General features: G+C 63.1%; 14 protein-coding genes, 1 tRNA gene and 1 pseudogene. 9 read left to right on the top strand and 7 right to left on the bottom strand.

The features are described 5' to 3' along the window. Positions 1-3 precede the first annotated feature (3 nt). A complete protein-coding gene (locus LT40_RS03005) occupies positions 4-1,587 on the bottom strand; it encodes a peptide chain release factor 3 (RefSeq protein WP_043186321.1) in 1,584 nt (527 codons plus the stop codon). Between the two features lie 225 nt (positions 1,588-1,812). On the opposite strand from LT40_RS03005, the gene LT40_RS03000 reads away from it, so the two are divergent. From LT40_RS03000 to LT40_RS02980, 5 genes are all read left to right on the top strand, one after another. Next, a complete protein-coding gene (locus tag LT40_RS03000) occupies positions 1,813-6,282 on the top strand; it encodes a dermonecrotic toxin domain-containing protein (protein WP_043186318.1) in 4,470 nt (1,489 codons plus the stop codon). Between the two features lie 348 nt (positions 6,283-6,630). Then, positions 6,631-7,344, top strand: coding sequence for an ABC transporter permease (locus LT40_RS02995; RefSeq protein ID WP_043186316.1), 714 nt, complete (start codon positions 6,631-6,633; stop codon positions 7,342-7,344). A gap of 17 nt (positions 7,345-7,361) precedes the next feature. Then, positions 7,362-8,276 (top strand): glycine betaine ABC transporter substrate-binding protein, encoded by a 915-nt coding sequence (locus LT40_RS02990; RefSeq protein ID WP_043186311.1) that lies wholly within the window; start codon positions 7,362-7,364, stop codon positions 8,274-8,276. Further along, positions 8,273-8,926 carry an ABC transporter permease gene (locus tag LT40_RS02985; protein ID WP_043186308.1) on the top strand — a complete coding sequence of 218 codons (654 nt, stop codon included), beginning with the start codon at positions 8,273-8,275 and terminating at the stop codon, positions 8,924-8,926. Before LT40_RS02990 ends, LT40_RS02985 begins: the two co-directional genes overlap by 4 nt. Further along, complete coding sequence (locus LT40_RS02980; RefSeq protein WP_043186305.1) at positions 8,923-10,080, top strand: osmoprotectant ABC transporter ATP-binding protein OsmV; 1,158 nt, start codon at positions 8,923-8,925, stop codon at positions 10,078-10,080. The genes LT40_RS02985 and LT40_RS02980 overlap by 4 nt, the downstream gene beginning before the upstream one ends. 125 nt (positions 10,081-10,205) lie before the next feature. On the opposite strand, the gene LT40_RS21955 is transcribed toward LT40_RS02980, so the two are convergent. Together LT40_RS21955 and LT40_RS21950 are read right to left on the bottom strand one after the other, a co-directional pair. Then, positions 10,206-11,003, bottom strand: coding sequence for a methyl-accepting chemotaxis protein (locus LT40_RS21955; RefSeq protein ID WP_420329681.1), 798 nt, complete (start codon positions 11,001-11,003; stop codon positions 10,206-10,208). Between the two features lie 63 nt (positions 11,004-11,066). Beyond that, a pseudogene (locus LT40_RS21950) lies at positions 11,067-11,360 on the bottom strand (HAMP domain-containing protein); the annotation flags it as partial. Positions 11,361-12,625: 1,265 nt separating this feature from the next. Between LT40_RS21950 and LT40_RS02970 the strand changes: the two are divergent. The 3 genes from LT40_RS02970 (at position 12,626) to LT40_RS02960 (ending at position 15,162) form a co-directional block, all read left to right on the top strand. Further along, complete coding sequence (locus LT40_RS02970) at positions 12,626-13,921, top strand: NCS2 family permease (RefSeq protein WP_043186299.1); 1,296 nt, start codon at positions 12,626-12,628, stop codon at positions 13,919-13,921. A gap of 119 nt (positions 13,922-14,040) precedes the next feature. Continuing rightward, a tRNA-Met gene (locus LT40_RS02965) sits at positions 14,041-14,117 on the top strand. Between the two features lie 106 nt (positions 14,118-14,223). Continuing rightward, entirely contained in the window at positions 14,224-15,162 is a 939-nt protein-coding gene (locus LT40_RS02960; RefSeq protein ID WP_043186294.1) for a 2-hydroxyacid dehydrogenase, read from the top strand. Between the two features lie 89 nt (positions 15,163-15,251). Here LT40_RS02960 and sodC read toward each other — a convergent pair whose 3' ends face one another. Together sodC and can are read right to left on the bottom strand one after the other, a co-directional pair. Beyond that, the gene (gene sodC, locus LT40_RS02955) at positions 15,252-15,776 is read right to left on the bottom strand and encodes a superoxide dismutase family protein (RefSeq protein WP_043186291.1); all 525 of its coding nucleotides are present in this window, start codon (positions 15,774-15,776) and stop codon (positions 15,252-15,254) included. A gap of 101 nt (positions 15,777-15,877) precedes the next feature. Next, the gene (gene can, locus LT40_RS02950; RefSeq protein WP_043186288.1) at positions 15,878-16,516 is read right to left on the bottom strand and encodes a carbonate dehydratase; all 639 of its coding nucleotides are present in this window, start codon (positions 16,514-16,516) and stop codon (positions 15,878-15,880) included. 138 nt (positions 16,517-16,654) lie between these two features. On the opposite strand from can, the gene LT40_RS02945 reads away from it, so the two are divergent. After that, the gene (locus LT40_RS02945; RefSeq protein ID WP_043186284.1) at positions 16,655-17,062 is read left to right on the top strand and encodes a hypothetical protein; all 408 of its coding nucleotides are present in this window, start codon (positions 16,655-16,657) and stop codon (positions 17,060-17,062) included. Between the two features lie 75 nt (positions 17,063-17,137). Here the strand turns inward: LT40_RS02945 and rimI are convergent, their stop codons facing one another. Then, positions 17,138-17,590, bottom strand: coding sequence for a ribosomal protein S18-alanine N-acetyltransferase (rimI, locus tag LT40_RS02940; protein ID WP_043186281.1), 453 nt, complete (start codon positions 17,588-17,590; stop codon positions 17,138-17,140). Beyond that, positions 17,583-18,392, bottom strand: coding sequence for a hypothetical protein (locus LT40_RS02935; RefSeq protein WP_043193265.1), 810 nt, complete (start codon positions 18,390-18,392; stop codon positions 17,583-17,585). The genes rimI and LT40_RS02935 overlap by 8 nt, the downstream gene beginning before the upstream one ends. Between the last annotated feature and the right edge of the window lie 129 nt (positions 18,393-18,521).

Here is an 18,521-nt window from a genome sequence, read left to right as displayed (position 1 = left end):
CGATCAATGGTGCTCGCGGGTGGCGCGGAATTTCACGTCCGGCCAGCGCTCTTCCATCAACGCCAGGTTGACCCGTGTCGGCGCCAGGTAGGTCAGGTGCCCACCGCCGTCCAGCGCCAGGTTTTCTGCGGCCTTGTTGCTGAATTCCTCGAGTTTCTTTTTATCGGCACATTCGATCCAGCGTGCGGACCACACGGTGATCGGCTCGTAGGCGCACTCCACCTTGTATTCTTCCTTCAGACGGCTGGCGACCACGTCGAACTGCAGCACGCCGACCGCGCCGAGGATGATGTCATTGCTGCGCTCGGGGAAGAACACCTGGGTGGCGCCTTCCTCGGCCAACTGCTGCAGCCCCTGGCGCAACTGCTTGGACTTGAGCGGATCCTTGAGCCGCACGCGGCGGAACAACTCCGGGGCGAAGTGCGGAATACCGGTGAAGCCCAGGCTCTCGCCTTCGCTGAAGGTGTCGCCGATCTGGATGGTACCGTGGTTGTGCAGGCCGATGATGTCGCCGGCGAACGCTTCTTCGAGCTGCTCGCGCTCGGAGGAGAAGAACGTCAGGGCGTCGCCGATGCGCAGGTCCTTGCCGGTGCGCACATGGCGCATCTTCATGCCCTTCTCGTAGCGGCCCGAACAGATGCGCATGAACGCAATGCGGTCGCGGTGCTTGGGGTCCATGTTCGCCTGGATCTTGAACACGAAGCCGGAGAATTTTTCTTCGACCGGCTCCACGGTGCGCTCGTTGGCAACCCGCGGCAGCGGGCGCGGCGCCCAGTCCACGACGGCATCGAGCACATGGTCGACACCGAAGTTACCCAGTGCCGTACCGAAGAACACCGGGGTCAACTGGCCGCTCAGGAACTCGTCCTGATTGAACTCGTGGCAGGCACCCTGCACCAGTTCCAGTTGCTCGACGAAACGGTCGTACTCATCGGCCAGGTGCGCACGCGCCTCGTCGGAGTCCAGCTTTTCGATGATCTTCACATCGGTGCGCTCGTGGCCATGGCCCGGCGTGTAGACGATGATGTAGTCGCCTGCCAGGTGGTAGACACCCTTGAAATCGCGGTAGCAGCCGATCGGCCAGGTAATCGGTGCAGCCTTGATCTTGAGTACTGCCTCGATTTCGTCGAGCAGTTCGATCGGGTCGCGGATGTCGCGGTCCAGCTTGTTGATGAAGCTGACGATCGGCGTGTCGCGCAGGCGGCAGACATCCATCAGGGCAATGGTCCGCGGCTCGACGCCTTTACCGCCGTCGAGCACCATCAAGGCCGAGTCGACCGCCGTCAGGGTGCGGTAGGTGTCTTCCGAGAAGTCCTCGTGGCCGGGGGTGTCGAGCAGGTTGACCATGTGCTCGCGGTAGGGGAACTGCATCACCGAAGTGGTGATGGAAATACCGCGCTGCTTCTCCATCTCCATCCAGTCGGAGGTCGCGTGACGGTCGGACTTGCGCGACTTCACCGTACCGGCCACGGCAATGGCCTTGCCCATCAGCAAGAGTTTCTCGGTGATGGTGGTCTTGCCCGCATCCGGGTGGGAAATGATAGCGAAAGTGCGGCGTTTCGCGACTTCGGCGGCCTGTTGGGTCATGGATGATCGCCTGGCGAGGGAATGAAAAAGGGCGCGGATTATAGCCTGCCTCGAACCAAACCGCACGTTGTCCAGCGGCGACGTGCACCTTTCGCCCCCTCGCTTGCCTGGACGCGTTTCAGCCATAGATACCACCCCCACCCTCCTGCTCCGGGCAACAGTGATAACCCCGCCTCGCCCCATCGGGCTCGCATGCGGGGCTTTTTTCATTGCCCAGGAGGCACCATGTCCGCTCAACCTCTACCCTGGTTCCACAGTACGTCACTGCGTCAACGTTTCATGGCCCATGCACAGGCGAGCCTGACAGCCGGAGAGATCACAACCGAAGAGCACCAGTGGTTGTCATCGATCACGGCAGCGAACCGCGACCACCAGCCGACGGCGGCGCAGCAGCTGCGCATCGACGGGATCACGGCCGTGATGAGCGATGGCCAACGCTTCGAGTTGCCTGCCACCGTGCGACTGAGCCGAGGCGGCCACACCACGGTCGTGATGCTCTACAACCCGTTGCTGGGGCTGCGCCGTTTTGCCGAGCCACTGCAGCTCAAGCAATTTCTGCTCGATTCCATCGGCGCTGCGGTCGCGGGCGCGGCCTTGCGGTTTCCGGCAACAGCAGCGGCGCAACGTGTCGTGCAAGCGCGCCCTGTCGAAGCGTTCGAAGGCTCGCTGCTCAGTGGTGACGTGTTCCAGGCTCTGATGCTGCGCCTGCACGCAGGCCTGGCGGACAATCTTGCGCAGATGCGCGAATGGGTGCGGGACCAGCCGACACCCGATGAGATGCTCGCACCCGCCGACGGCAACCTGCTAGAGCCAGCGGTACGTGCCGGCATCCGGCTGGCGCATTACTGGGACAACTCGGCTACGGCCGTTCAACCCTTGTGCGAGCAGCTGGGCACAGCGCTGCAGACCACCCTGCTCCAGCACTTGCTGCACAGCCAGCAGATCGGCAACCTGGAACCCGAGCAGTATCGGCAACTGACGGCTTGGGCGAGCGGGCATGACGCCGAAACGGAGCACCCTTTGCGTGCCTGTTCCCTGCGTGTATCGACGCTGGAAAACCAGAACCTGGCGCTGGACGATCTGTTGGTACTGAGCCAGGCAGACCACACAGGCCCTTGCTACACCTACTGCGCTGGCAGCGGCGTGCAAAAGTATGCCAGCCGACGCGCCTTGCTGGCGGACCTGGCCGACCCGCTGCAGCGAGAGCGTTGGCTGCCCCATGCCCCTCAAACCAGCCAGGCCCTGTTCAAAACGCTGCGCATCAACGCCTTGTGCCTGGACCCCACCCCCGTTCAAACGCTGGAAGCGTATGCACGGGCACTGTTGGCGCAACAGCGTACCCGCCTGCAGGAAACCCTGAGCCAGGGCAGCCCGCAAACGCCCTGGCGCCTGTGCCAACAAGCCCTGGCACTGGATCGACGCCTGGACCCACACCTGCGCACGCTGGACCCACTTTTCCCGGGCGACATTCGCGATGATCCGGCCAGCCTGAACTATGTGGGCGCCGCGATCCTGCGCGATGCCCACGATCCACAGCAACTGCTCACCCACCTGGTCGATCTGGACCTGCAATACGCTCGCTATCAAGCCCGCGGGCCGGACCTGATGTCAGTCTCGGCGGGCCTCCTGCAACGTGAGATGGCCTACGTTCTGGAGGGCGGCCCCGCTGCCCTGTCCATCCAGCTGCCCGAACCCAACCTGCCCCAGGCATTGTGGCAAACCGGCGACAAGGCGCCGGGGCAAGCCTTCATCCAGGTCGCAGAAGGCGTCCAGCAGCCTATCGAGGCATTGCCCGAACCGTTGATGGCCACGATTGTGCGCCGCGCTCGTCAGCAACTGCGTGGGGCATTCGAGCAGGCCGGACGTCATCGAGAGGCGCTGGCCAGCGGGTACTATCGCCAGCTGCAGCATTATCTGGTGGCGCTGGAAAGCCGCCTGGATGAAAAGTCTGTTTCAACCTCGGCCCCCTTGCGCCAGAACACCTTCGACAGCTCGGCACGGCAAGCCTGGCGCCTGCAAACCTTCGATCATTTGATCGCCGGCAGCTGGCCCATCGCCTCGTTGCCTGACCTGATGCGTCAGGCCGAGCCGCCGGACAACCTGGCGCGAGCACTGGAGCATCACTGCGAACTGGCTCGCCGGCAAATCCAGATCGATGTGATCCCTCCCTGGCTGGCACAGGCGACTGCCGCGCAGAAAACCGGTTACCTCAAAGCCTTGGCCTATAGCCTGCTGAGCAGCCCCGCCGAGCAGGATTACCTGCTCGACCTTCAAGACATTCCGAGCTTTGCGCAAGACCGCCTGCAAGCCCAGCTGGACTCGGACTTCACACCCGGCCGCTTCATGCCTCACGCGGTGTTTGTCACCACACAGCGCTACGTACCGACCCCACCACTGCCGGGCGAGATTCCCAGCGCTGTGCCGGCCGCCACGCTCAGCCACCGGCAGAGCCTGGTGCAATACGCGCTGAATCACTATCGCGATTGGGACGCGGCCATCACCGCCGTCGAGCTGGGCAGCGGGCACCCGGCGCCGGCCGAGCTGGATGCAGCCTATGTTCGCCAACTTGTACGAGCGTTGGATCTGGGCCGTCACTACCAGGTGATGCTGGAGCAGGCGTTCCTGCCGACGGACCTGCGCTACGCACGGCGCCTGGAACGGTACTGTCGCCAGCTGCCCGGTCAGCTGATCGAATATGCCTGGCGAGCGCACCTCAAGGGCAGCCTGTCGTTGCAGGCCGTTCAGTTGATCACCCAAGTGATGCTTGCACCTGAAGCACAGTTGCGACCGGTCGGCGACCTGGGACCGCTCGATTTCACCCCACTGGAGCTGATCGCCAGCCAAGGCCTGAGCGCCGACCGCGTGCCTGATTGCTACTTGTTCATTGCCCGCGGTAGTGGCCTGTGCGTGCTGTATCTGCCCTATGAGGCCAGCCTCCCGCTCCAAGCTTTCGACAACGCTGCCGCGCTGCTCAAGGCATTGATCGACGACACGAGCCTGCAGCAGCGCGTATTGGCGCGCATGCCCGAGTCGTGGCGCTCACGCTACGACCACGGTGGCTTCAAGGAAGCTCATTTGAACCTGAGTTCAGAGTCCAGCTTCGATTACTTTCCGGCCCCAGGCCCTGTTCAGCTGAGCAGTACGCCCGTCACCGGCAACCTGCTGCACTTCCTGTTCGAAGAGAATGCCCGCTACCTGATCACGCTATCCAAGACCCAACTCACCACGGCGGCACAGGCGCAGTGGAGCGCCTTCGTCAGCGTATTGAGCCTGGCTTGGGAGCAACTGCCGATGTTTCTGCCGGGCAAGATCGGCCTGATCCTGGCGACCTGGCAACTGGAGCTCAAGACCCTGCAGATTGCCCAGGCCGCAGAACAGGGCAAATGGGGCCAGAGCTTGCTCGAGCTGGCTTGCGCACTGGTTCAGGGTGCGCTGATCGGGCATGGCGTCTCGAAGCTCGAAGGCGTACCCACCCGTCGCGAGCAGTTCTGGCAGGCGCTGCGCGAAGACAGTCAATACGGTTTGTCGCTGGCCGGCTACGAAAGCCCCGGACAAGCCCTGCAAGACCTGTACTTCGAGGCCTCGACCGGCAGCTACGCCACTCGCACCACCTCCGAACACTTCATCAATCTGCGCGGGCGGCTCTACCGCGTTCGTCAGGAAGACGGCCAGTGGTTTCTAGGTGGCACGCAGGATGAGGAGCTGGGGCCGATGCTGGACTTCGATGCGCAGATAGGCTGGGCAATCAGCACGTCCCCGGCACTGCCCGTGTACGCCGGTGGCGTACCGAGCCGCCTGGGTGGCCGTTTGACACGCTGGACCCTGGGCCGCAACGAAGTAGTGATTCTGGCCGTGGGCGCGCGCAAGATTCGCCAACTGATGCCGCAGCGCGCGCGCATGTTGCGCCATGCGCACCGCGATGCCCTGTCCTACCTGGGCAATGCGTTGGATAACCTGCATCGCGCCACGCCGGCCGGTCGCGCCCCGGCGACCACCCTGGACATCATCGCGCATTTCTTCGGCACGCCGCAGGTCAGCGACGCGCTGGTGCGACGCATCCGCCAATCGCTGGAAAAGCTCGTCACGGTCATGGCCTCGCGGGCTTATTCGCCGGTGAGTTCCAAGCGCTACGTCATGGGCCGCCGCCTGAACCAGGCGTCGAGCGTGGGCATTGCGTTCATGTCTGCGCTGGATCCACAGAAGCAGGTCTTCCTGCTCGATGAATTCTTCGAGTTCGACAGCGCCCGAAACCTGCCGCTGGCGCCGAGCTTTCGCCCCGACGATGCCAATGCCCTGAGCAAGGCCATGGTCCTGCTGCATGAGTTCACCCACATCGCCTGCGACACCCGCGATATCCGCTACCTGGAAGCCGCGACTCCTTATGTCGAACGGTTGCGACCCGGCGTGCGCCGAGCGTGGCTGGAGCACGAGCACGACGAGCTGTTTTCCCATCGCACGCCCAGTCGGAGGCTGTTCACCGTGCGCGACGAGGTGACCGGGCGCATACGCGACATTCGCAACGACGACCGCAAGGGCCGCGCCCTGATCCTGCGAATCGCTGCCTCGCCAGACCTCGTGGACGCCCGCCGCCGGTTTCTGAACGACGCGGATATCCGTTCCCGCATCATGCTGATGAATGCCGACTCCCTGACGTTGCTGATCTACCGGTTGGGACGCACGCGGCATCTGGATTAAAGGGGCGTTGGGAGGTGTAGAACGAGCTCGCCACGATAGGGCAGAGCGCAGCTGAATCGAGTTGCGCGCCTGCCAATCGTGCTTTTTCCGCCACCGCTCATTCGACCGTTTACCCCATCCGAGGTGGCCAAATGCTGTCAATGTGTGGGAACCTTTCAAGGCACGGAGACGTCCATCCCCTGATTCGAACACGCGTCAGGGCTAGCAAAATCAGCAAGTTAGCCTGACGAGGCTGCGCTTATGGCTCGCATCGCGCGAGCTGCTATTCGCGTCCTACCTGGGTCGATCGCTCGCTTGAGCGCTCATCGCAGGCCCGGTAGGCGCCGACGGAAAAAAAGGAGTCCGCCTGTGGCTAATCGCTATGGCAAAGGGCTGTTAGGGGGCGCTGTTATCGTTGCCGTCCTGGCCCTGCTGGTCCATTGGATCGGCTTAAGCACCATCGAGCATTACCGTGAAGATCTGCTGTTCTATCTGCAAGCGCACCTGATTCTGGTGCTGGTCTCGATGTTCGCCGCGCTGCTGGTGGGCGTTCCCGCTGGAGTGGCGCTGAGTCGGCCCAGCATGGTCAAGCGCGCCGAACGCTTCATGCAGATCTTCAACATCGGCAACACCATTCCTCCCCTGGCGGTCCTCGCCATCGCCCTGGGCATCCTGGGCATCGGCAGTGGCCCGGCCATCTTCGCGCTGTTTCTCGCCTCCCTGCTGCCCATCGTGCGCAACACCTACGAAGGCCTGAAAAACGTTCAGGGTTCACTCAAGGAAGCCGCCACCGGCATCGGCATGACCCCACGCCAGGTGCTGTTCAAGGTGGAGTTGCCCAATGCCGTGCCGATCATCGTCGGCGGTGTACGCGTGGCGCTGGCGATCAACGTAGGCACCGCGCCCCTGGCGTTCCTCATTGGCGCCAACAGCCTGGGCAGCCTGATCTTCCCCGGCATCGCCCTGAACAATCAGCCGCAGCTGCTGCTGGGCGCTGCCTGCACGGCGCTGCTGGCCCTGATTCTGGACGGCCTCGTGACCCTGGTCAGCCGCCTCTGGCTTGAACGCGGGTTGACTCGCTGAGCGAAGGAATGAATTCAATGAAGAAGTTAAGCATCGTACTGGGCCTGGCCCTGTTGTGCGCAGGCGTCGTGCAGGCTGCGGACCGACCCGTGATCCGCCTCGGCGCCCGGGTGTTCACCGAGCAAACCGTACTGGCGGCCATCACCGCCCAATACCTGGGCAGCAAGGGCTACGACGTTCGGGTCACCGGCGGCCTGGGTAGCAACCTGGCACGCAGTGCCCAGGAAAGCGGCCAGTTGGACATGCTCTGGGAATACACCGGTGTGTCACTGGTGTCCTACAACCATATCGACGAGAAGCTCGACAGCGCGGCAACCTACGCGCGAGTCAAGGAACTGGACGCCAAGAAGGGTCTGGTCTGGTTGACGCCCTCGCGGTTCAGCAACACCTACGCCCTGGCCTTGCCTGAAGACGTCGCCAAGGCGTATCCCCAGGTCAACACCATCAGCCAGCTGAACCAGGTGCTGATCGACGAACCGAAGAAAGGCCACATCCTGGCCCTGGACACCGAGTTCGCCAACCGCTCTGACGGCTTGGTCGGCCTGACCCAGACCTACGACCTGAAATTCACCCGGCGTGACATTCGCCAGATGGACGCGGGCCTGGTCTATACCGCGCTGCGCAACGGGCAGGTCTTCACCGGCTTGGTTTATACCACCGATGGCCGCCTGAACGCCTTCAAGCTCAAGCTGCTCGAAGACGACCTCGAGTACTTCCCCGACTACACCGCCGCGCCGGTGGTTCGTCAGCAACTGCTCGACGCCCACCCGCAATTGGCTGCGCAACTGAAGCCGCTGGCCGAGATGCTCGACGATGCCACCATGCGTGAGCTCAACGCCCAGGTCGACGTCGCGCACCGCAGCCCGACGGTAGTGGCGGCCGAGTTTCTCAAGGCCCATCCGATCAACGATCAAGCCCAGGAGAAGCCATGAGTTTCCTCGACACCTTCTCCCACCTCGACTGGCCCCTGGTGCTGCACCTGACCTGGCAGCACATCACACTGGTCGGCATCGCCGTCAGCCTGGCCATCCTCTTCGGCGTGCCCATCGGCATCCTGATGACCCGCTTCCCGGCACTCGCCGGGCCTTTGCAGGCTTGCGCCACCGTGCTGCTGACCATCCCTTCGATCGCCCTGTTCGGCCTGCTGCTGCCGTTCTATTCCAAGTTCGGCCAGGGCCTTGGTCCACTGCCGGCCATCACGGCCGTGTTTCTCTACTCGTTGCTGCCGATCCTGCGTAATACCTACCTGGCGCTGACCGGCGTGGAGCCCGGCATCCGCGAAGCGGCCAAAGGCATCGGCATGACCTTCGGCCAGCGCCTGCGCATGGTCGAGCTGCCCATCGCCGTGCCGGTGATTCTCGCCGGCGTGCGCACCGCCGTGGTGATGAACATCGGCGTCATGACCATCGCCGCCACCATCGGCGCCGGCGGCCTGGGCGTTCTCATCCTCACCTCCATCAGCCGCAGCGACATGTCCATGCTCATCGTCGGCGCCGTGCTGGTCAGTGTCCTGGCGATCATCGCCGACCTGCTCCTGCAATGGCTGCAACGCGCCCTGACTCCCAAAGGATTATTGAAATGATCGAACTCCAGAACCTGACCAAGACCTTCCACAGCAACGGCAAGGAAGTCAAAGCCGTCGACGCGGTAAGCCTGACCGTCAACGAAGGCGAGATCTGCGTATTCCTCGGGCCTTCGGGCTGCGGCAAGAGCACCACGCTGAAGATGATCAACCGGCTGATCATGCCCACCTCCGGTAAGGTCCTGATCAACGGCGAGGACACCACCGGCCTGGACGAAGTGACCCTGCGTCGCAACATCGGCTATGTCATCCAGCAGATCGGCCTGTTCCCCAACATGACCATCGAGGAGAACATCACCGTGGTCCCGCGCCTGCTCGGCTGGGACAAGAAGCGCTGCGCCGAGCGCGCCCGCGAATTGATGAGCATGATCAAGCTGGAGCCCAAGCAGTACCTGCACCGCTACCCGCGCGAACTGTCAGGCGGCCAGCAGCAACGCATCGGCGTGATCCGCGCACTGGCCGCCGAAGCGCCGCTACTGTTGATGGACGAGCCCTTCGGCGCGGTCGACCCGATCAACCGCGAGATGATCCAGAACGAGTTCTTCGAGATGCAGCGGGCGTTGAACAAGACCGTGATCATGGTCAGCCATGACATCGACGAGGCAATCAAGCTGGGCGACAAGATCGCCATCTTCCGTGCTGGCAAGCTGCTGCAGATCGACCATCCCGACACCTTGCTGGCCCACCCGGTGGACGACTTCGTCAGTAATTTCGTCGGCCAGGACAGCACGCTCAAGCGCCTGCTGCTGGTCAAGGCCGAGGACGCCGCCGACAACGCACCGTCGGTGAGCCCGGAAACGCCGGTGGCCGATGCACTGGAACTGATGGACGAACACGACCGCCGCTACGTCGTCGTCACCGACGCGCAGAACAAGGCCATGGGTTATGTGCGCCGCCGTGACCTGTATCGCCAGGTCGGCAGCTGCGTCGACTTCCTGCGTGAATTCAACGCCACGGCGGCCTACGACGAGCACCTGCGCATCCTGCTGTCGCGCATGTACGAATTCAATCGCTCATGGCTGCCTGTGTTGGACGCCGAGAACGTGTTCCTTGGCGAAGTGACCCAGGAATCGATCGCCGCCTACCTCAGCTCGGGCCGCTCGCGCGGCATGAAAACCAGCATCGTCTCCCCCGCCGAAACCGCCCAGGCCTGACCAGCACCCTGGCGTGAAAGACCGCACCGGATGCTTCGCGGCCGATGACCGCTCCTACGAACTGCACACAACTCACCCGTAGGAGCGGTCATTGGCCGCGAAAACCACCCCGCAATCCCCCAGCCCTACCCCAGATTGAACCGCGCCGTATTCTCGCTCAGCACCCGGCTCCCCTGCCCCAGCCGATCCGCCGCCTGGTTCACCGCCCGCGCGCCATCGAGCAAACGCACTGCCGCCTGGTCCACCTGCTGAATGTTGCTGCTCACCTCATCGGCCGTGGCCGCCTGTTCCTCCACTGCCGTGGCGATCTGCGCCAGAGTATCGGTCACTCCCTGCACCGCCCCGGCGATCTCGCCCAGGCGATCCCCCAGGCCCATCACCGACTGCGCATCGACCTGCGCCTGCCCACAGGCGACCTGCATCAACTCCACGGCCTGCTTGACCGTCGAGCGCAAACTTTCCACCGTCCCGGCAATCTGCCCAGTCGACGCCTGAGTGCGCTGCGACAGGCTGCGCACCTCATCGGCCACCACCGCAAAGCCGCGACCCTGTTCACCCGCCCGGGCTGCCTCGATGGCCGCATTGAGCGCCAGCAGATTGGTCTGCTCGGCAATACCGCGAATCGCATCCACCACCGACTGGATCTGCTGCCCCTGTTCACTCACCCGGCCAAGCGCCTGGGCCGTGTCGTTCAAACGCTGGTTGAGCTGTTGAATACTGGCAGTGGTGCGCTGGCTGTCGCGGCTGCTGTCCTCGGCAATCTGCCGGGTCTGCTGCGCACTGTCCGAAGCCTGCTCGCAGCTGCGCGCAACCCCTTGCGAGGTGGCCGCCAACTGCGTGGCTGCCGCCGCGATCTGGCTGATCTGTTGCTGCTGCGCCTCGACTTCATCGAGCGTGCCGCTGGACTGGCTATTGAGCGTCACCACTGCCTGGCTCAGCTGCACGGTCTCTTGGTTGACCCCCAGCAGACTGCCACGCAACTGCACCACGGCAGCGTTGAGCGCCGTGCTGATCGCGGCCAGCTCGTCGCGCCCCTGCACCGCCACCTGGACGCTCAGGTCACCGTCGCGCAACGACTGCGCCAGCGTGGTGATCCCGCTGGCACTACGGCGGATCGACGCCTGCAGGCAAACGAACAGGTACAGCGCTGCCAACAGCAGCAAGGCGAATACCGCCGCGCCTGGAATCAACTGGCGAACGGCCTGGGCATGATAGTGGTCCAGCCTCGACTCCAACGACGTCAGCGACTCATGCCGCAAACTGCTCAAGGCGCCGAGCATGCTGTCCACGCTGCTTTCGAACTGCGCGGCTGACAGCTTGATGTCGCCGCCGAACAGGTTGTCATCCAGCCGCTTCAACTCGCCGTCCAACGTACCCAGCGCTTTCTGGTACTGCGCATCCCAGCCGCGCAGTTGCTCCGGCAGGCGCTGTTGCAGAGTGCCACCGGCTTTCACCAGTTGCTCGCGCGCATCGTTGATGCGACTGCGCAGGTCGCGCATCTGCAGACGACTCTGCAGGCTAAACTGCCCGGCGACCAATGACGAATGGCCAATGCTGCCCAAGCGCCCCACACGTTCGATCAGATCAGGTGCCTGCTGGGTGGCGATCTGCATCAAGAGATAGGTTTCCCGCCACGGGTCGACGATCAAGCCACTGGCCATGGCAATCTGCTCGCGCAGCACCTGCACCGACGTCAGCGCCGCCGTGAAGCGATCGTAGCCATCGGGCCACCAACCCACCTGGCGCAGGCTCGCCAGGTCCAGCCCCTTGGTGGCGGCCTGCACCGCTTGCAGGCGCTCCAGGGTATCGGCCGGCGCCTTTTCGCGCGCCAGCTCACTGCCCAGTTTCTCGAGCGACGCCTGGATCCCCGGCGTGGCCGCCTCCAGCGCGGCGATCGCCGCCTGAGCCTCCGGCGTCGGCTGGCGCTGGATATCCACCGCCTTCCAGCGCGCGGCGCGGTTGCGCTGCGCCGAGAGCTGCGCGTCCAGGCTGTCGAGCGCCAGCAACTGATGCACACCGCTGCGCTCGGCATCGATCACGGCCAGTCGATCGCGAAAGTCTTCTCCCAACAGCCAGAGGCTGCCTACCAGCGGCAACATGAACAAGAGAAACAGCAGCTGAAACTTGCGTGCGAACCCATAGCGACCCAGCAACCGGATACCCGGCGACAACAAAGCATGCATGTCCGACAACTCCACGGAGACTGCAGGTACCTACGGAAACGTGGCGCCAGCAAAATGCCATCGCAGCAAGATTCAGACCAACCGCTTTCCGGCGCCTTTGCCTGCACCCAGGAACGCCACACCGGCAGCGCGGCTCCGCTTTGGTGCAGAACCCCGGTGCGGACTGCTTCCAATGGGTGCAAAGGTTATGTAACCAGAAGTGGCATGCAGGGCGTAACGCATTACCAATGGCGCACCTGCGGCGTCTTGCAGCACATGGCCCGGAACCTGCTACAGGCAAACCGCAAAAGCTGACCAGGCAGTTATGTTTCAGCACACACCGTCGCCGCAGATCACGGCGTCCATCGCCTCAGGGGAGCAACATGCTGGACTCATTCTTCAAGCTCAAGGCGCACAACACCACCGTGCGCACGGAAATCCTTGCCGGGGTCACCACCTTCCTGGCCATGGCCTACATCTTGTTCGTCAACCCCAGCATCCTGGGCGAAACCGGCATGGACAAGGGCGCATTGTTCGTTGCTACCTGCCTGGCCGCAGCCATCGGCTCGGCGATCATGGGCCTGATCGCCAACTACCCGATTGCCTTGGCACCGGGCATGGGCCTCAATGCGTTCTTCACCTACACCGTGGTCCTGCACCTGGGCCACAGCTGGCAGGTCGCACTGGGTGCGGTGTTCATCTCGGCCGTGTGTTTCTTCCTGCTGTCGATCTTTCGCATCCGCGAATGGATCATCAACAGCATTCCCCTGCCGCTGCGCTCGGCCATCGCCGCAGGCATCGGCCTGTTCCTGGCACTGATCGCACTGCAAAACGCCAAGATCGTGGTCGCCAACCCGGCTACTCTGGTCGGCATGGGCGACCTGTCGAAACCCGAACCGGTGCTGGCGATACTCGGCTTCTTCATCATTGTCGCCCTGGAAGCACTGAAGGTCCGCGGCTCGGTACTGATCGGCATCCTGCTGATCACCGTGCTCTCTATTGTGCTTGGGGTCACCCCGTTCGGCGGCGTGGTATCGATGCCACCGTCGCTGGCACCAACCTTCCTGCAGCTGGACATCAAGGGTGCATTCGACGTTGGCTTGATCAGCGTGATCTTCGCCTTCCTCTTCGTCGACCTGTTCGACAACTCCGGCACCCTCATCGGCGTGGCCAAACGTGCCGGCCTGATGGGCAAGGACGGCCACATGCCGAAAATGGGCCGCGCCCTGATCGCCGACAGTACCGCCGCACTGGCCGGCTCGCTGCTGGGCACCTCGACCACCACCAGCTACATCGAATCGGCTGCCGGCGTCAGCGCCGGCGGACGAACCGGCCTGACGGCCATCGTGGTCGCCTGCCTGTTCCTGCTGGCGCTGTTCTTCGCTCCGCTGGCCGGTAGCGTCCCGGCATTCGCCACCGCGCCTGCGCTGCTGTTCGTGGCAGTGCTGATGGCATCAGGCCTCGCAGAAGTCGACTGGGACGACATCACCGTCGCCGCGCCGGTCGTGGTGACCGCACTGGCCATGCCACTGACCTACTCGATCGCCAACGGCATCGCGTTCGGCTTCATCACCTGGACGGCCGTCAAACTGTTGAGCGGCAAATGGCGCGAACTCAATTCGGCGCTCATCGTGCTGTCGATCATCTTCGTCATCAAGCTGGGCTGGTTCGGCGGCTGATCGCCGCGCCGCGCGCGCCCTCGCACCCGCGCATTGCCTAAGCGTTTGATCGCACGCATAAATATTTTGCAAAGGGGTGTTGACACAATCTCGTTTCGAGCGAATAATGCGCGCCACTTGGCTACATAGCTCAGTTGGTTAGAGCATAGCATTCATAATGCTGGGGTCCGGGGTTCAAGTCCCTGTGTAGCCACCAAGTACGAAAAAGGGCTTACCGAAAGGTAGGCCCTTTTTTTATGCGTGCATTTTCGCTGCCCAACAACTTGCTACCATGACCTTCATTTCCCACCCCGGAGGTCTACATGCGCGCAACCGTGCTGGTGCTGGTCGAAACCATCAACGACTACGTGTCGATTCTCGAAGATCAAGGCTACGACCTGATCATGGCGCCTTCGCCTTCCGCTCGGGCCAACGCGATAGCGCAGCACGCGGACCGCATCGACGCCGTGCTCACTCGCGGACCGTTGGGTTTGACCGCGGATGAGATGGCGGCGCTGCCCAAGCTGCGCATCATCTGCGTGCTGGGCGCAGGCTACGAGAACGTCGATCTGCCAGCCGCCAAGGCACATGGCCTGACCGTGACCAACGGGGCGGGCGTGAATGCATCGACGGTGGCCGACCATACCCTGGCGCTGTTGCTGGCACTGATGCGCGATATCCCAGGCGCCGATGCTTCGGTCCGGCGGGGTGAATGGGTCAAGGCCATGCGCCCTTCGGTAGCGGGCAAGCGCCTGGGTATCATCGGTCTGGGCGCGGTGGGCCTGGCAATCGCCAAGCGCGCTGCGCTGGGCTTCGACATGAGTGTGCAATACCACAACCGCAAGCCGCGCACCGATGTCAGCTATGACTACTGCGCCAGCCCAGTGGAACTGGCTGCGGCAAGCGATATCCTGATTGTGGCTACCCCTGGCGGAGCGCAGACCCGGGCCATCGTCGATGCAGCCGTGCTGCAGGCGCTGGGGCCAGAAGGTTTTCTGGTAAACATCGCCCGCGGCAGTGTGGTGGCAACGGCGGATCTGCTAACAGCTTTGCAAACCAACGCCATAGCCGGTGCCGCGCTGGACGTCTTCGACGACGAGCCCAACGTGCCCGACGCCTTCAAGACGCTGCACAACGTCGTGCTCACACCTCACGTGGCCGGCCTCTCACCGGAAGCCACGCGGGACACGGTGACGATGGTAGAACGCAACCTGAGTGCATTCTTCAGTGGCGAACCAGTGCTGACACCCGTCCAGCTCTGACCACCGCGTTACTTCATGTGGGAGCAGGGCGGGCGGCGAGCCCTCTGCCCGCGAAGGCAGCACCACCGCTCCCCAACCTCACACCCCGATCAAATCACCCCACAAGCCATCCGCGCCGCACCACCCCCCAGCGGTGCTGGCGAATCAGCATGGTTATCACCACCGGCATGCACCATCAACGCATGCCCTTCCACCTCGCTCAGTTTCTTCAAGCGCGGCGCCAGCACTGGATAGTTCGCAGTGCCATCGGCGTTCACATAGATCGCCGGCAGATCACCCAAATGACCTTTGGCATCGTATGGGCCAAGGTGCTTGCCGGTCTTCTGTGGATCGAAGTGCCCGCCCGCCGCTTCCGCAGCCGACATCTTGCCGTCCTTCATCGCCGCCGCGCAGCTGCCATTGGCATGTACGTGGAATCCATGCACACCCGCGGGCAGAGACTTGAGTTGGGGTGTGAACTCAAGGCCATAGGGCGTTTCCTCGATCATCACCGTGCCGATCGGCTGTGGCGCGCCCTCGGCGCTGACCAGGTTGATCTGGACTTCCTTGGATGCCGCATTGGCGCTACCGATCGACATCGCTGCCATCAGTGCAAGCCAGCCATAAGACTTCATCGTGCCTCCTTCGCTTCGCGTTTGATTACCGGCAGGGCCGCGACTCGCGTCGCCACCCCATCCAGTTCAGAACCTGAATCGGGCCCACTCGTTCCTGCTCATCAATCCAGCGCGCGCAAACGGTATTGCGGCGGCAACTGGTCGAAGCCACTGATGGTCACGTCCAGGCTTTTCCAGCGGCCATCTTTGATGCCGTAGATGCAGCCATGCACCGACAGCTCCTGACCGCGGTGCCAGGCGTTCTGAACGATGCTGGTATGCCCCACGTTGGCCACCTGCTGGATGACATTGAGCTCGCACAAGCGGTCCACCTGTTGCTCTTCGGTCGGCAAGGTCGCCAGCACCTTGCGGTGCTCGTAGTACAGGTCGCGAATGGTCCGCAGCCAGCCATCGATCAGCCCCAGCTGGCGATCCTGCATCGCCGCTCGCACACCGCCGCAGCCGTAATGGCCGGTCACCAGGATATGTTTGACCTTGAGCACATCGACCGCGTACTGGATCACCGACATGCAATTCAGATCGGTGTGCAGCACCACGTTGGCCACGTTGCGGTGCACGAACAGATCACCCGGCAGCATGCCGACGATCTCGTTGGCCGGCACCCGCGCGTCCGAGCAGCCGATCCAGAGGAATTCAGGTGTCTGTTGACGCGCCAGCTTGGCGAAGAACTCCGGATCTTCTTCCTTGATCGCCTCGGCCCAGCGTGCGTTGTTGTCGATCAGTTCCTGTAGATCATGCATGTTCAAGCCTCAAGAATGATTTGAATTATGACTGGCCAGGACCGCACAAGGTCACGGCCGGCACGGACAAATCGCGCTGAATCTTTCCATCCGTACGAGGGTCAACCCTATCTAGACACACACCAGAGGATTGCCGTAATGACTGACTCCCATCGCCCCTACGATGCGCCACAACCCAACCCGATCGACGACACCGAAGACCGCATGGGCCAAGTCCGCGAGCTGGATTTCGATGACACGGACGGTCCAACCGGCAGGATCGGCGACACCATTCCAGCCGATGAACTGGAGCATCTGGTCCCTGAGGAACGCGTACGCGAAGCAGGCCTGACCGGCGCCTCGATGGATGATCACAACCCAACCGACGACGACCTGAGCCCCGAAACACTGATCCACGAGGATGGCGCACGTTCGCCCAACGAGCCAGGCGAAAGCGGTCCTGCCGACCAGGAGCTGAGCTTCGTCGATGAAGATGACATTGGCGGCGGCGATGGTCTGGATGAAGAAGAACTGGCCCTGATCGATCCGCTCGACGGCAAACGCTGAGGCTGGCGCCCACACCGATCACTTTCCCAGGCTCCTGCAGGGCAGTGATCGGTGGCGCTTACTTGAACAAAGCAGTCATTCGAACAACGTACAGGCCATGACCAGCGCATCCTCGCGCCCTCCGGCCATGGGGTAGTAATCCCGTCGCTTGCCGATCTCGTTGAAGCCATAGCGCTCGTACAGTCGGTAGGCCGATTGATTGCTGGCTCGCAGCTCCAGAAAGCACTCACGCCCGCCCAGCTCGTAGGCCCGGGACATCAGCCGCTCCAGTAACTTCAAACCCAATCCGCGACCTTGATTCTCTGGCTTGACGGTAATGTTCAGCAGATGCGCTTCATCGATGATGACGTTGAGCACGCCATGGCCGACCTGTTGCTGGCCGTCGAACATCAACCAGATCTCGTAGGATTTCAAACCATCGAGAAAGATGCCCCGCGTCCACGGATGGGTGTAGGCAGCGAATTCGATCTTCAGTACAGCGTCCAGATCCGCTTCGGTCATTCGGCGAAAGCTTACGGCATCACTCATCACGGTTTTTCCAACGCGGCATAAGACGGCGCATCGCCTGCCACACGGCAGCCTTGCGCTCGGGTTCATCCATCAACAGCTCAAGACCCGGCACGGCCCAGGCCAGCCCAAGCCCTTCCACTTCCAGCTCGCGGTTGTAGTCTTCGGCATTGGCACGCCCGGCAAAACGAATCGCCGGCAGCCCGACCAACCACAGGCACGTGCACGGCGCCTGCTCGAGCTGCGCCATGACGAACCCCTGAACGAAATCGCAGGCCGCATCCGGCCCCTGGTCCAACTGGCCGCGCTGCAGAAACGGCCAGCGGATCGGCTCGCCCAGAATCTGCGGCGCATCGGGCAGGCCGGCAGCGCGCAGCATGTCCTTGAGCAGCAAGTAGGAAGGATCGCGACTCTGGAACGCCTGCCCTGTGGCCAGCTCAACCAGCACCACACAAGAACCGGCGCGCAGCACCTGCAAGGCAAAGCGCGGCGGCAGGCTGACCGCTTTGGCAACCGGCACCTCGACGGCCACCTCGGGCACGGCCGTCATGGCCGGGCGAGCAGCGCTGGGTCGCGGCACCTCGATCTTGGGCCGCTGAACCTTGGCAGGTTCGGGCATCGCAGGCTCTACGGGGCGCGGTGCATTGGGCAACGCTGCCGTCACCGCCGCCTGCTCGGCAGGTTCCAAGGGCGACGGCAACGCCTCGACGTGCTCCAGTACACAGTCGCGCGAAGGCGCTGCGAACGGCAGCTCGGTGCGGGGCAGCCAGTGCACTACCTGCATGGCGTCCAGATAGGCGCGGCGACGGGACTCGTTGAGCAAAAGGTCAGCCATCTATGGGTAAGTCGAGGCGGTGGATTCTACCGATGTTCGACACGATGTGCCGCCACGTTTTACACGAGCGGTCGCGCACAGCACCAATACCCGCCCCATCATGCAGTACAATCGCGC

Source organism: Pseudomonas rhizosphaerae, from assembly GCF_000761155.1.
Taxonomy (GTDB): domain Bacteria; phylum Pseudomonadota; class Gammaproteobacteria; order Pseudomonadales; family Pseudomonadaceae; genus Aquipseudomonas; species Aquipseudomonas rhizosphaerae.
The sequence above is the reverse complement of the archived record's forward strand: the minus strand, read 5'-3'. Positions and strand labels throughout refer to the sequence as shown.

Excerpts from the sequence above, each read along its gene's own strand:
- LT40_RS03005 (WP_043186321.1), bottom strand. The coding sequence starts at position 1,587 with ATGACCCAACAGGCCGCCGAAGTCGCGAAACGCCGCACTTTCGCTATC.
- LT40_RS03000 (WP_043186318.1), top strand. The coding sequence starts at position 1,813 with ATGTCCGCTCAACCTCTACCCTGGTTCCACAGTACGTCACTGCGTCAA.
- LT40_RS02990 (WP_043186311.1), top strand. The coding sequence starts at position 7,362 with ATGAAGAAGTTAAGCATCGTACTGGGCCTGGCCCTGTTGTGCGCAGGC.
- LT40_RS02985 (WP_043186308.1), top strand. The coding sequence starts at position 8,273 with ATGAGTTTCCTCGACACCTTCTCCCACCTCGACTGGCCCCTGGTGCTG.
- LT40_RS02980 (WP_043186305.1), top strand. The coding sequence starts at position 8,923 with ATGATCGAACTCCAGAACCTGACCAAGACCTTCCACAGCAACGGCAAG.
- LT40_RS02970 (WP_043186299.1), top strand. The coding sequence starts at position 12,626 with ATGCTGGACTCATTCTTCAAGCTCAAGGCGCACAACACCACCGTGCGC.
- LT40_RS02960 (WP_043186294.1), top strand. The coding sequence starts at position 14,224 with ATGCGCGCAACCGTGCTGGTGCTGGTCGAAACCATCAACGACTACGTG.
- sodC (WP_043186291.1), bottom strand. The coding sequence starts at position 15,776 with ATGAAGTCTTATGGCTGGCTTGCACTGATGGCAGCGATGTCGATCGGT.
- can (WP_043186288.1), bottom strand. The coding sequence starts at position 16,516 with ATGCATGATCTACAGGAACTGATCGACAACAACGCACGCTGGGCCGAG.
- LT40_RS02945 (WP_043186284.1), top strand. The coding sequence starts at position 16,655 with ATGACTGACTCCCATCGCCCCTACGATGCGCCACAACCCAACCCGATC.
- rimI (WP_043186281.1), bottom strand. The coding sequence starts at position 17,590 with ATGAGTGATGCCGTAAGCTTTCGCCGAATGACCGAAGCGGATCTGGAC.